The 13,440-nt window shown below is 40.9% G+C and carries 8 protein-coding genes and 2 tRNA genes; 2 read left to right on the top strand and 8 right to left on the bottom strand.

Going from position 1 to position 13,440, the window contains the following annotated elements; all coding sequences use genetic code 11:
- Positions 1–763 precede the first annotated feature (763 nt).
- Entirely contained in the window at positions 764–1,984 is a 1,221-nt protein-coding gene (locus FD729_RS03480; protein ID WP_159931899.1) for an MFS transporter, read from the bottom strand.
- 1,900 nt (positions 1,985–3,884) lie between these two features.
- Positions 3,885–5,366 carry a ketol-acid reductoisomerase gene (ilvC, locus tag FD729_RS03475; RefSeq protein WP_159931898.1) on the bottom strand — a complete coding sequence of 494 codons (1,482 nt, stop codon included), beginning with the start codon at positions 5,364–5,366 and terminating at the stop codon, positions 3,885–3,887.
- 160 nt (positions 5,367–5,526) lie between these two features.
- Here ilvC and ilvY point away from each other — a divergent pair, with 160 nt between their 5' ends.
- Positions 5,527–6,414 carry an HTH-type transcriptional activator IlvY gene (gene ilvY, locus FD729_RS03470; protein ID WP_159931897.1) on the top strand — a complete coding sequence of 296 codons (888 nt, stop codon included), beginning with the start codon at positions 5,527–5,529 and terminating at the stop codon, positions 6,412–6,414.
- On the opposite strand, the gene ilvA is transcribed toward ilvY, so the two are convergent.
- The 4 genes from ilvA to FD729_RS03450 all read right to left on the bottom strand — a co-directional run bounded on the left by ilvA (position 6,387) and on the right by FD729_RS03450 (position 12,228).
- Positions 6,387–7,970 carry a threonine ammonia-lyase, biosynthetic gene (gene ilvA / locus FD729_RS03465; protein WP_159931896.1) on the bottom strand — a complete coding sequence of 528 codons (1,584 nt, stop codon included), beginning with the start codon at positions 7,968–7,970 and terminating at the stop codon, positions 6,387–6,389. The genes ilvY and ilvA overlap by 28 nt on opposite strands.
- 3 nt (positions 7,971–7,973) lie before the next feature.
- Positions 7,974–9,824, bottom strand: a complete 1,851-nt coding sequence (gene ilvD, locus FD729_RS03460) for a dihydroxy-acid dehydratase (RefSeq protein ID WP_159931895.1) — start codon at positions 9,822–9,824, stop codon at positions 7,974–7,976.
- Between the two features lie 112 nt (positions 9,825–9,936).
- Positions 9,937–10,152 (bottom strand): hypothetical protein, encoded by a 216-nt coding sequence (locus FD729_RS03455; RefSeq protein ID WP_159931894.1) that lies wholly within the window; start codon positions 10,150–10,152, stop codon positions 9,937–9,939.
- 1,737 nt (positions 10,153–11,889) lie between these two features.
- Positions 11,890–12,228, bottom strand: a complete 339-nt coding sequence (locus FD729_RS03450; RefSeq protein ID WP_159931893.1) for a DUF413 domain-containing protein — start codon at positions 12,226–12,228, stop codon at positions 11,890–11,892.
- 122 nt (positions 12,229–12,350) lie between these two features.
- Between FD729_RS03450 and hdfR the strand changes: the two genes are divergently transcribed.
- The gene (gene hdfR / locus FD729_RS03445; protein WP_159931892.1) at positions 12,351–13,181 is read left to right on the top strand and encodes an HTH-type transcriptional regulator HdfR; all 831 of its coding nucleotides are present in this window, start codon (positions 12,351–12,353) and stop codon (positions 13,179–13,181) included.
- 60 nt (positions 13,182–13,241) lie between these two features.
- On the opposite strand, the gene FD729_RS03440 is transcribed toward hdfR, so the two are convergent.
- Positions 13,242–13,314, bottom strand: a tRNA-Trp gene (locus FD729_RS03440).
- Between the two features lie 11 nt (positions 13,315–13,325).
- Positions 13,326–13,402: transfer RNA gene (locus FD729_RS03435), tRNA-Asp, on the bottom strand.
- Positions 13,403–13,440: the final 38 nt, after the last annotated feature.

Raw genomic sequence — 13,440 nt, 5'->3', positions numbered from 1 at the left:
GTTTCTATTGATAGACAATACAAAAACTACAGTTCAGTGCGGATGGAGACCGTCTAATTGTCCGCGCATACCAACCAGAGGTATTCTTTTTGGCATTAGCGAAACCTGCAAGGAAGGATGTAATGTTGACTAAAAGTAAAGTATAGTTTTTGTAATTATCGTTGGCTATATATTTTGAGTTGTTAATCATCTGAACCCCTTTCGATGAATCCAGTATTCACACTAGTAACATAGACTGTGCAATAATTACTCTGTCTAATCATTGTTTCAGATGCTACATAATTTGGTTTCTCTTATTAAAAGACAAGACCCTCAGCGAATTCATAATACTGAATCTGCCAAGTAACTTGTTGGATATCTTCTCTACTTGAAGAAATACCAGAAAAACCTTACCCATACAGCAAGCACTGACTAATGCATGTAGTCAATCTAGGGTTCCAAATCTTTTCAATTCTATCTAGTAAATATTTATGTAGATCACTAAATTCATACGTAGTATATTATGTGACATATATATGTGTGAAAAGGGACAAGATACACATACTAAAAGACGTGCATACGTTGGTATTAAGATCAATCCCATGAGATGGGGCATATGATCAGCGATGTGTCTCCATGCAGGATAATGAACATACTAAATTTTAGGCACCATATTTTATATGATTATTTCCACTAAAAATCGTAGGGAGTATCATCCATAGTGCCATGTGTATTAATCCTTAGTATTAGTACATGTGCGAACTAGAGACGCAAGCCCATTTTTTTAATACGGCGGCTTCGATACAGAGCCTGAAATTTCAATGCCGCGAGTTTCGCGCCCAAAAGCAACAAACAAACAGATAAGCACCGCCACCGTTCCAGCAACAATAGCCATTCCAAGGCCATAATTGCCGTTATAAGCCTCAGCAATGCGTGATTGCAACATAGTATTTACCGAAGCGATTACGTTACCTAACTGGTAGACAAAGCCTGGAAGTACTGCCCGCGCGTTAGCGGGAACCAGTTCAGTGAGATAAGTAGGCACCACTCCCCACGCGCCCTGTACCATAAATTGCATCAGAAAAGCACTTAATCCGATCACCCAGAAACTGCTAGAAAAAGCCCAGAGAGGTAAAACTAACAATGAAAGAAGTGAAGCCAGTATAATCGCTTTCCTCCGCCCTATATGCTCGGACAATGCACCAAAGAAAATCCCACCTAATATCGCAGCAATATTATAGCTAATTGCGATAAGGCTAACGGTGTGCGAATCAAACTGGTGCTGCAGCTTTAAGAAAGTAGGATAAAGATCTTGGGTTCCATGACTAAAGAAATTAAAGCAGGCCATGAGCAGCACCATATAAATACTCAGCTTCCAATACTGACGAATTATCAACAACAGTCCCTTGCTCTTCTGATGCTTCCGCGCAGCCAGCCAGACTGGCGATTCCGGTACCTTAAAGTATATAAACGGCAGTAGCAAAATTGGCAGTGCACCAATCATAAACATGCCGCGCCATCCCACCATGTCAAAAAATAGCCCAAAAGTGATCGACGCCAGCAAATAGCCACAGGGATAGCCTCCCTGAAAGATCCCGGACATTATCCCACGCGACCGGTCAGGAATAGTCTCCATTACTAGCAACGACGCAACACCCCAAATACCCCCCATCGCAATGCCATAAAACATGCGAAAAGCGAGAAATGTAACGAAGTTTGGCGACCAGGCGGAGAGCAATTCAAATAGTGAAAATATTACTATGTTGAGCATCAGAATGGGTCTACGGCCATATTTTTCTGCTAGTCTACCAAATAGAAGCGCTCCGATTGGGCGTACTACTAGTGTCAACATAATGGCGATTGACATATCATAAACAGCGTTATGAAAGTATTGCGCGAGATCACTTAAAACAAACACCAAAATAAAGAAATCAAATGCGTCTAAAGTCCAGCTGGCAAAGCTGCCAAATGCTACATTCTTTTGGGTCGGAGTCCAGTTAAGCATAAATATATCCTGTCTGTGCTATTCAGAAAATCGTCCAAAAAGGGATGGAAAGTTGATGTCGTTATGAAATAGGAAATCAACCTGACGATTCGGCAACCCAGAAATCATTTCCAACTCATACTGACTGCCCCGTTTATCAACCTACATCACTACGAAACACGATGTATCCATGATCTGATTTGGTAACACCTGCAACATACTATTTAAGTAACGAGTCGAACAGACAAATACTACCACCTAGTCTCGCTGGCATCACGTGCTTTATTCTACTGGACCCAAGCGGTTATTGTTAATATAGTCATCTTTGTAGATTAAATTGTGTCACTTGACTAGCGGCACTTTAAAGCTTTTAAGTTCCCTTAGAAATGGGAAGGCTGTAAGCTAAAGGGTAAGAGACTAATTGCCACCGTCACAATACCCACTAGATAACCGGAACCTCAATCATCAAATTAAGGTTGTTGATCAAATTCAACACGAGCGAATGCTTCAAGCAGCATTCATCATCGATAGACCAAATTCATGACGAGCAACACAATATCTAGACCGATTCGTACAACTAAACCACAGGGGTGTCATCACCACGAATGCAAGACTGTCTTATTTAATTTACTATTACTACCTTTGCTACATATACAACATATTCAAATGGTTAAGCATAAAAAACATTGAGGCTAAAATTTGTCACATCCCTTGCCTCTCCGTTTAGAGGGTATTAACAGAGCCTAAAATCAGCATTGAAGCAAACTTCTCATATCCATCTCCCTTTTTCTTTTGTCAATAAGTTTTGTGGATATATGAATATTGACCAATGAAGAAACAATTTAAAATTAAGAAATCTGACAACTTAGAGTACAGATCAAAGATCTTCTTGTCTTTAACGATATTTATCACTGGCCGCGTTTAACAGAAATAACTAAAAGATTTCGTAATTTTTTTACATTTTTCTTCTGAACATTATCACTACTTTAATAGTGATACCTATATTCATAGATAAAATCAACGAGCCCTCATTTTAAATAGAGTCCATAATACTGCAAAAAACAAGGTAACCCCACTTTATATCTTAAAATTTAAATTTAATTATTTAACGAAAGAAAGATAATCGCGCTAGACCTATGCATGTGTATTTCAAGTTACAGACTATACTTTGTATAGCTGGGCACCCGCAAGGATGGAAGTATGATTATCAATTTACGTTAAGTTAGATTTATAATCGGAATGCAAATTATCTAATGAGTGCTGTTTTTTAGAGATCATTATAGTGGTTTTTTTACCGGAGCTTCGATATTAGCAATTCGTGAAAGCGCCCGGAAAACTATTTAGTTAGAGTTCTAAATAACGCCATGATCTCACCTCAGAATTTTTAAAAAAGTATCTAATTAACCCGTTTATTAAATGTTAATAATATTAAAGAATTAAAAAAACTGTCCTTCTACTTAGAGTTTATAAAAAATCACATTAGTAATCGCTTATCAGAAGATAAGCAGTAGCATCTGTTTATGCTGTTTGTTACTTTTCTCACAAAATCAATTCTTAAAAAAGATTAATATACTAGATTAGATATGTTGGTTCTATGAATGTCAAAAGTTAATGAACATTAATCTGAATGTTTCTTACTTGGTGAAATATCTGCTTAGTCATACATTATAGAATAATGCTAATTGTATTGCAAAGCACCGCACTAAGATCTTGTATCTTGTGACTACTGTGTACCTGCATAGATAGTCAAGATAACTTACTAAGGAAAGATGCTCATTTTATCTCTTAACCCTACAATAGGCGTTAATGATCAGGATAATTCTATCCTGAATAAGAATTAATAAAGATGGTAATTTTTTATAAAAAACCCCGGCAATCCGGGGGTTTTTTATTTTTATATTGAATACTGTGTTACATGTTTTCAGCCCTGCAGCCGTGCGATACACTTCATATCGCTCATGTAGCCACGTAGCTTGCGGCCGACAATCTCGATTGGATGCTTATAAATTGCTTCGTTAATGTCGCGCAGCTGTGCGTTATCAATCTGTGTGCTCTCAACAATCGCATTTCCTAAATCACCCGGCTGCAGCATGGCCATAAACTCTTTAAGCAAAGGTACTGCAGTAAATGAAAAAAGATAGTTGCCATATTCAGCAGTATCAGAAATAACTAAATTCATTTCATATAAACGTTTACGGGCAATGGTGTTGGCGATCAACGGTAGCTCATGTAAAGATTCATAATAAGCTGATTCTTCAATAATGCCTACGGCAACCATAGTTTCAAAAGCTAACTCAACTCCTGCTTTCACCATCGCGACCAACAGAACGCCTTTATTATAGTACTCATGCTCTTTAATTTTGCCTTCATATTGCGGGGCGGTTTCAAAAGCGGTTTTACCACTATATTCACGCCAAGTAAGCAATTTTTTATCGTTATTAGCCCAATCAGCCATCATTCTTGAAGAAAAATCTCCAGAAATAATATCATCCATATGTTTTTGGAACAATGGTGTTAAAATTTCTTTTAACTGCTCTGATAAGGCGTAAGCGCGTAGTTTAGCAGGGTTTGAGAGGCGATCCATCATTAACGTAATCCCACCAAATTTTAGAGATTCAGTAATGGTTTCCCAACCAAATTGGATTAATTTTCCGATATAACCCACGTCATGACCTTCCTCAACTAGCTTATTAAAGCAAAGAAGAGAACCGGCTTGTAACATACCGCACAAAACAGTTTGCTCGCCCATAAGGTCTGATTTTACTTCTGCAACAAAAGAGGATTCTATTACACCTGCGCGGTTACCACCGATTGCTGTAGCCCAGGCTTTAGCAATTGCCATGCCTTCACCTTGCGGATCATTTTCTGGATGCACAGCGATTAGGGTGGGTACACCAAAACCACGTTTATACTCTTCGCGTACTTCTGTGCCTGGGCATTTTGGTGCTACCATTACTACGGTGATGTCTTTACGAATTGTTTCTCCCACTTCAACGATATTAAAGCCGTGTGAGTAACCTAGGGCAGCACCGGTTTTCATAAGCGGCTGTACGGCTTTCACAACAGCGGAGTGTTGTTTATCCGGGGTCAAATTAACTACTAAGTCTGCTTGCGGAATTATCTCTTTGTAGGTACCTACTTTAAAACCCTTTTCAGTGGCTTTGTACCAAGAGGACCGTTTCTCAGCAATGGCTTCATCACGAAGTGCGTAAGAGATGTTTAAGCCAGAATCACGCATGTTCAGGCCCTGATTGAGACCTTGAGCACCACAACCCACGATGACCACTTTTTTTCCTTTCAGAAAATTGATGCTGTCGACAAATTCATCACGCGCCATGAAGCGACATTTGCCTAACTGCGCTAACTGATTGCGCAGATTCAATTTGTTAAAGTAGTTAGTCATGGGTACTCCGATCATGTTTTATATTTGCTGTTGTTAGGTAACAACCCTGTCAGCAGCGCCGTGAATAACACCATCATATGCCAGGAAATATATTGCTTAAATTGATATATTAACAATATTGACTTGCAAATTTTGCAAGATTACTTTAAAAGTAAAATATATGAATTTACGAGATCTAAAGTTGTTTCTTCATTTAGCAGAGAGTTGTCACTTTGGACGCACCGCGCGTACCATGCATGTCAGTCCATCTACGCTCTCTCGTCAGATCCAACGCCTTGAAGAAGATTTGGGACACACCCTCTTCTTACGTGATAACCGCACTGTTGGACTCACTGATGCAGGCGAGCAACTGCGACAGTTTGCACAGCAGACGCTGTTGCAGTATCAGCAATTGCGCCATGTAATGGATCTTAATACCCCATCACTAAACGGCGAACTACGTTTGTTCTGTTCAGTAACTGCTTCTTATAATAATTTACCACCGCTCCTAGATCGGTTTTACACTGATTATCCACAAGTAGAGATCAAACTCACTACCGGCAACGTCGCCGACGCCATTAAGATAGTACAATATGGAGCAGCAGATCTAGCGATTACCGTCAGGCCCGAGTTACTACGTCCCAGCATTATTTTTACTCCACTAGGACTAATACCGCTAGTGCTAATCGCTCCAGCACTGCCCTGTCCAGTACGTAGTCAAGCGATACAAAAGTCGCCTAACTGGGACCAGATCCCATTCATCATGCCAGAACAGGGGCCCGCGCGCCGCAGCATCGATCTGTGGTTTAGGCGCTATCGCATCTCTAATCCGCTGATTTATTCTACTGTTTCTTCTGGGCATGAAGCAATTGTATCCATGGTAGCGCTTGGCTGTGGTATTGCAATGTTGCCGGACGTAGTGTTAGAAAATAGCCCGGAGTCAATGCGTAATCGCGTGCTGAAGCTAGAAAATGTAGAGTCGGCGACCCCACTAGAGTTGGGAGTTTGTGTACAAAAAAAGCGGCTCTCTGAGCCGCTTATTCATGCCTTTTGGCATTTGTTATTATGACTACTAACCCGCCCTGCAAGAAAGAAACGGAACGCTGGATTATTTCCCTCATCATGAAAATCATAACCTAGAGCGGTTAAATGAGATTCAAAACCCTGCTCATTATCGTTTATCTCAAAAGCCGCTAGCACACGGCCATAATCGGTACCGTGGCTACGATAGTGAAAAAGCGAGATATTCCAGTATGGACCGAGGGTTTGTAGAAATTTTAACAGCGCGCCAGGCGCCTCTGGAAATTCAAAACTAAATAAACGTTCACACAACAGTTTTAAGGGACGTCCTCCTACCATATAGCGTATGTGCAGTTTTGCCATTTCGTCATCCGATAGATCCACTACCTGATAACCACCCTGTACAAGCTGGGTAATGATCTCCATACGTTCCTCTAGCCCGTGCGTTAAACAAACTCCAACAAAAATGCATGCGTTATCGGCATCGGCATAACGATAGTTAAATTCAGTAACTGAACGTCCGCCCAGCGTATGGCAAAACTTTAGAAAACTTCCCTTTTGTTCGGGGATCGTTACAGCGAGTAATGCCTCACGTTGCTCACCTAGTTCACAGCGCTCGGAGACATAGCGTAAGGCATGAAAATTAACATTCGCGCCCGAAAGAATGTGAGCTAGACGCTCACCTTTAATATCTTCCTGCTGGATATATTTCTTCATACCAGCCAATGCTAGCGCACCTGATGGCTCTGCCACCGCTCGTACATCCTCGAAAAGATCTTTCATCGCTGCACAGATAGCGTCGCTATCCACAGTGATAATATCATCAAGATATTCTTTACAAATTCGAAAAGTTTCGCTACCAATGCGCTTTACCGCGACACCTTCGGCAAAGAGCCCGACACGTAGCAGATCTACTGGTTCTCCAGCATTTAGTGCCGCCTTTAAGCAAGCAGAATCTTCCGATTCCACTGCAATTATTTTAATCTGTGGCATTAACTGTTTGATCAATACTGCTATACCGGCCACGAGGCCACCTCCGCCAACTGGCACAAAGACACGATCAAGATGCGCGTCTTGCTGCAGCAATTCTAGCCCTAGTGTACCCTGCCCTGCAATTACAGCCGGATGGTCAAACGGCGGAATGAAGGTATATCCTTTTTGCTCCGCTAGCTCAATTGCTTTAGCTTTCGCCTCGTCAAAGTTGGCTCCATACATGTAAACCTTACCGCCAAATGAGCGTACTGCATCAACCTTGATTTCTGACGTAGGCAACGGCATTACAATCAAAGATTTGATGTTGAGCCGACTAGCAGAAAGAGCAACTCCTTGTGCGTGATTTCCGGCTGATGCCGTTATTACACCTTGCATTTTCTGCTTTTCGTTCAATCCAAAAATCATTGTATAAGCACCACGTAGCTTAAAACTATGTACTGGCTGTTGATCTTCACGTTTTACTAAAATTATATTGTCAAAACGCGTGGAAATTTTTTCCATTTTTTGCAATGGTGTCACCTGTGCAATTTCATATACCGGTGCACGCAGCACTGCACGTAAATATTCCGCACCATCAAGCGATGAGGGTAGAAATTGTTGATACTCTAACATTAGTTAGCCTCCCAACTTACTCTTATCTCGCACAGCACCTTTATCAGCACTGGTGGCAAAGTATGCGTAGGCACGCAACGCAAATGAAACTTGACGCACACGGCTGTGCGGCGTATAAGCTTCATCGCCACGCGCTTCTTCTTCTGTACGACGTGCATGTAGTTCGCTGTCCAGCAACGCCACACTAATACTACGGTTCGGAATATTGATATCTATGATATCGCCATCTTTTACCAGCGCGATCGTGCCTTTGCTAGCTGCTTCCGGTGAGGCATGACCAATTGACAGACCTGAGGTACCCCCAGAGAAACGACCATCTGTAATCAACGCACAACTTTTACCGAGGCCCATAGATTTTAAATAGGTGGTAGGGTAGAGCATTTCTTGCATACCTGGTCCACCTTTCGGCCCTTCATAACGGATTACTACCACATCACCCGCGACCACTTTACCGTCGAGAATTGCTTTAACTGCATCTTCCTGGCTTTCGTAGACTTTAGCTGTGCCTTGAAAAACTAGGATATTTTTATCCACGCCAGCAGTTTTTACAATGCAGCCATATTCAGCCAAGTTGCCGTAGAGCACTGCCAAGCCACCATCCTGCGAGAAGGCATGCTCGCATGTGCGAATACATCCCTCCTGACGATCCTCATCCAACGTATCCCAGCGACAATTTTGAGAAAAAGCCTGAGTAGTACGGATACCTGCTGGTCCGGCGCGGAACATAATTTTTACCTTTTCGTTTTGAGTGAGCATAATATCGTAGCGATCTAGCATTTCGCGCAGACTCATACAAAACACGTTGCGTACCTCAGTATGCAACAGACCGGCACGGTCCAACTCACCAAGAATACCGATAACGCCACCTGCACGATGTACGTCTTCCATATGATATTTTTCTGTACTAGGAGCAACTTTACACAAATGTGGCACTTTTCGTGATAGGCGGTCGATATCAGAGATGCTGAAGTCGACTTCTCCTTCCTGTGCAGCAGCGAGTAAGTGCAAAACGGTATTAGTAGAACCTCCCATGGCAATATCTAACATCATAGCGTTTTCAAATGCAGCTTTATTAACAATATTACGTGGTAGAACGCTCTCATCATCTTGATCGTAGTATCGTTTTGTTAGATTAACAACGCATTTACCTGCTTTGATAAAAAGCGCTTTGCGATCGGCGTGTGTTGCTAGTAAAGAGCCGTTACCGGGAGGTGACAATCCTAGTGCTTCAATCAGGCAGTTCATTGAGTTAGCAGTAAACATGCCAGAACAAGAACCACAAGTTGGACACGCAGAACGTTCAATTTGCATACTATCGGAATCACTGACATTAGGGTTAACGCCTTGCATCATCGCATCTACCAGATCAAGTTTGATAATCTGGTCAGAGAGTTTAGTTTTTCCTGCTTCCATTGGACCACCGGAAACAAAAATTACTGGAATATTGAGGCGTAGCGAAGCCATTAACATGCCTGGAGTAATTTTATCGCAATTAGAGATACAAACCATGGCGTCAGCACAGTGCGCGTTAATCATGTATTCTACTGAGTCGGCAATCAACTCGCGAGACGGCAGTGAATAGAGCATGCCACTATGGCCCATAGCGATACCATCATCTACTGCAATGGTATTGAACTCTTTAGCCACACCACCTTCTGCTTCGATTTGCTGGGCAATAAGTTTTCCAATGTCGCGCAAATGGACATGCCCTGGAACGAATTGAGTGAATGAATTGACTACGGCGATAATTGGTTTTCCAAAATCATCATTAGTCATTCCTGTCGCGCGCCACAAGGCACGAGCACCCGCCATATTACGGCCATGGGTGGTAGTAGTAGAACGGTACTTAGGCATGCTCTTTTTGCTCCAATCTGAAAAATAACACGGGACCGTTACGTTTGAATTAATTTTTTATTATGTATTTATTTGATCTAACTAGCTGCATTTGTCTTCAGTTTTACAAAGTTCACCAACACTGAATACTAGCGCGCAGATAGAGCAAATTGCGCAATAATACTTGCTTGTGCACCTCAGCCCAAATCATTTGCCAGTTTAATAATGCCGTCTCAAGTGAAATGACCAGCACTACAATAAAAGTAAAAGGCAGAGTAAACAAAATACCGTCTTTTACTTTAAACAAATTTTCGCCAACATCTTCAGAGATGTAACTGTTAGTTTCCAAGGTAATATCTTCCTGATAGCAGTTGTATTGTGCTTAGCTGCCCACTAATAAAGATGGCTTATTGCTTTAGCTGCGGTGAACAAAGTGTTTGGGACTACACAATTCCAAAATAAGACTATTTCAGTAATTCTATTTTCTAGAGTGTCATCTCTTAAATACGCGCCCTATGCAAAAGCGATAATAGTCGCATATGTGATGTAGACATCTATCTACTGGAGTTACACTCAGACCAACATTCTCTACGAACGCTAGCAAACGGATGTAGGGACTTTGCAGACCATTATCTTATCGCACAGAACCTCATGGGTCGCGAGCATTAATTTGTCGAAGCTATATGTGCACAGGGAAAAATAAATTTTAGCAAAGTCGTAGAGATGCTACATGTGTTCCCAGTGATAGCACACTACTAGACGTTTGTGATAATCATCATAAAGAATTACCTTAAATACGGAGTATTATAATGCAGTGTGTAAGACATAATATTCACCTTTTCTTGTTTTCATTCTTACTTATTTATTTATTTTTACAACTAAACGCAAATTTGTGACTCTGCATATTAGAAACATATATATGCATGGTGTATATCTAAAAATACTAAATGCTCATTAATGAAATTTTCTCTATGATTATAATAGGTACCAAATGGGAAAAAGTTCTCGTGCTCATCGGACACAACCTATAGATATAGGGAGTCTGAACCGTCTCTATTCAATAGGACAGAAACTACACCTCAACCTTATCCCATGGAATAATGCTCTGTTTTAGAATATAAAAAACGTTAAGTGGCTTCAGAAATTAGGGGGGTATGTATTATAATGATCCGTGATGTAGTAACCATCAAAAGAGAGCTACCAATGATACCAATTATGAGATACGAAACTATACCAAGCTGCTAATTGGCTAATAGCAACTTTTAAGATATATGGTATAAATTTCTCATAATAAAGAGATTATGAGATTACTTCCGTACTTTATCTCTAATTTAAATTGATATATTTAGCATATATAGGCGGATTCTGCTTTAGATCCTCCTGTAGCGAAATTAAGTGCAATTAACTTATTTAGTCTAACCTGATCGGTATTCATACGTTACCGTATCAGTGTGTCAGTTACTGTTTGGTGAAAACTAAAGGAGCACAACTTCCAATTCCTTCAATCACCCTATGTATTTAATCCATAAACCGTATTTCCTATAAAACTGAAAAATTAATTCTACTACCGAACCTTGCTCATGATGACACAATTAGAAAATCACACGTCGCTATTTACTTTCAATTCAGTTTAAAACTTTCTTTTTCTAGATGATTACCACAATGTAACTTTAAAGTTCTAAGCTAATTCCAGGTATTGCTCAAATGAGACGAGGTAGTAATTTTCTTGTACCTGCACGAAAATCACTTATCTAGCAAGCTTCTACTGTTTTTCCGTAACAACCCTAGCCTGCCTTAGCATTATCAATGCCAGTATGATCTCTGGTTACCCCAATAGAAGTTGCACTTGAACGAATTTCCTGATCGTTTCACTCTATTGATTGTACTGTTTTTAACTATATATAGAATGTCAACATACCCTAGTTGTTCGGCTTACACGATTTCTAATCTAGCTAGCTAATAGAATACTTTATGTACTTCGTGTCCTTATTCGCGGAAAGTAGTGAGATTATTACACTAGTAATCAACTGATACTTGCTTATCATCGCCCTTTAAAATATAGCCAGAATGTATTACGACATCCTACTTAATCATCGGTTTCGCTGTAATCTTCAAAGTTATCCATCTGAGGTTTACCACCTGAAAGAGTGTGAAACCTTTTAGGACACTTAATACGAGCAGTATATTTTGCCCACACTCGCTCAGCTTCAGTTTGGGGCTCACGAAGCCCACGACATACTTCTAAAAACAAGCATTCTTCATCAGTTACCGGTTCTCTCTTCTCTGAGTCCAGCTCATTAAAAGCAAAACCATAACGTTCTAGAAGTTGGGCCTCTTTAATTGTGAAATCACCATGCCGTGAAAACCCACGGGGATAATGTTTATTATCAAAAAAACGATTTGTAGTTGAGAAGCTTTTTGCCATCTTAGGGTACTCCTAATTCTCTTAGGACAGGCTTATTAGTGGCGCGGAGTATTAGATAGGCTTGACAATGTGTACAACAAAACATTTAAATCTGTGTGAGAAATATTTTTTAGGAGGAAGCTGTGGATACGGAATTACTGAAAACCTTTCTAGAAGTAAGCAGAACTCGTCATTTTGGTCGGGCTGCAGAATCACTCTATCTCACACAGTCTGCCGTCAGTTTTCGCATCCGTCAGATAGAAAATCAGTTAGGCGTTAATCTTTTCACTCGTCATCGTAACAATATAAGACTAACTTCTGCAGGCGAACGACTGCTACCCTATGCGGAAAGTCTGATGAGCACATGGATGATAGCAAAAAAAGAAGTTTTGCATACACAGCAGCATCATGAAATCTCAATAGGTGCCAGTGCTTCACTATGGGAAGCTTATCTGACACCGTGGTTACAAACTCTATATGGGAACAAAAAAAATCTGTATCTTGAAGCACGCGTATCCCAGCGCCATCTGCTTGTTAAGCAGCTCCATGAGAGGCAGCTCGATCTGTTACTCACGACGGAACCCTCTAAAATGGATGAATTAATTAGCCAACAGGTTGGTCATATCTCTCTTGCTCTTTTTCGAGCAAGTAAAATAGACAACCGAGAAAAATATGATTATATTAAGTTAGAATGGGGTGCTGACTTTCAACAACATGAAAGCTATCTTTTTGGCAATGGTGATGTACCATTGCTAACAACAACTTCAGCTCATGTAACACGGGAGCTTATTTATACGACTAGTGCATGCGCTTTCCTACCTGATTTTTGGAAAAATATATACAAAGACCTGATAACTGTCCCAAATACACCAATTGTAGTCCGTCCTTTATACGCAGTATGGTTACAAAATAGCGATCAGCAAGCATCTATACAGCAAATTCTTAATTTTCCTATTCTAGAGCGGCTGTGTTAAAAAACTTGAGGAACGACTGACTCTGTCAGTCGTTTTATCAAGGTGTTTTTCTAATAGGGGCAGGGGCGGAGGGACTTGAACCCCCAACACCCGGTTTTGGAGACCGGTGCTCGACCAATTGAACTACGCCCCTATAAAGGAGGGTGGCGGTGCGGACGGGACTCGAACCCGCGACCCCCGGCGTGACAGGCCGGTATTCTAACCGACTGAACTACCGCACCACCGAACACGATATCGCGTAAGATTATGACTAATAACG

This window comes from Pantoea sp. Nvir (assembly GCF_009829915.1).
Classification (GTDB): domain Bacteria; phylum Pseudomonadota; class Gammaproteobacteria; order Enterobacterales; family Enterobacteriaceae; genus Pantoea.
This window is presented reverse-complemented; position numbering and strand designations above follow the sequence as displayed.

Bases quoted from the DNA above. Each gene is read 5' to 3' on its own strand.
- FD729_RS03480 (WP_159931899.1), bottom strand. From the start codon at position 1,984: ATGCTTAACTGGACTCCGACCCAAAAGAATGTAGCATTTGGCAGCTTT.
- ilvC (WP_159931898.1), bottom strand. From the start codon at position 5,366: ATGACTAACTACTTTAACAAATTGAATCTGCGCAATCAGTTAGCGCAG.
- ilvY (WP_159931897.1), top strand. From the start codon at position 5,527: ATGAATTTACGAGATCTAAAGTTGTTTCTTCATTTAGCAGAGAGTTGT.
- ilvA (WP_159931896.1), bottom strand. From the start codon at position 7,970: ATGTTAGAGTATCAACAATTTCTACCCTCATCGCTTGATGGTGCGGAA.
- ilvD (WP_159931895.1), bottom strand. From the start codon at position 9,824: ATGCCTAAGTACCGTTCTACTACTACCACCCATGGCCGTAATATGGCG.
- FD729_RS03450 (WP_159931893.1), bottom strand. From the start codon at position 12,228: ATGGCAAAAAGCTTCTCAACTACAAATCGTTTTTTTGATAATAAACAT.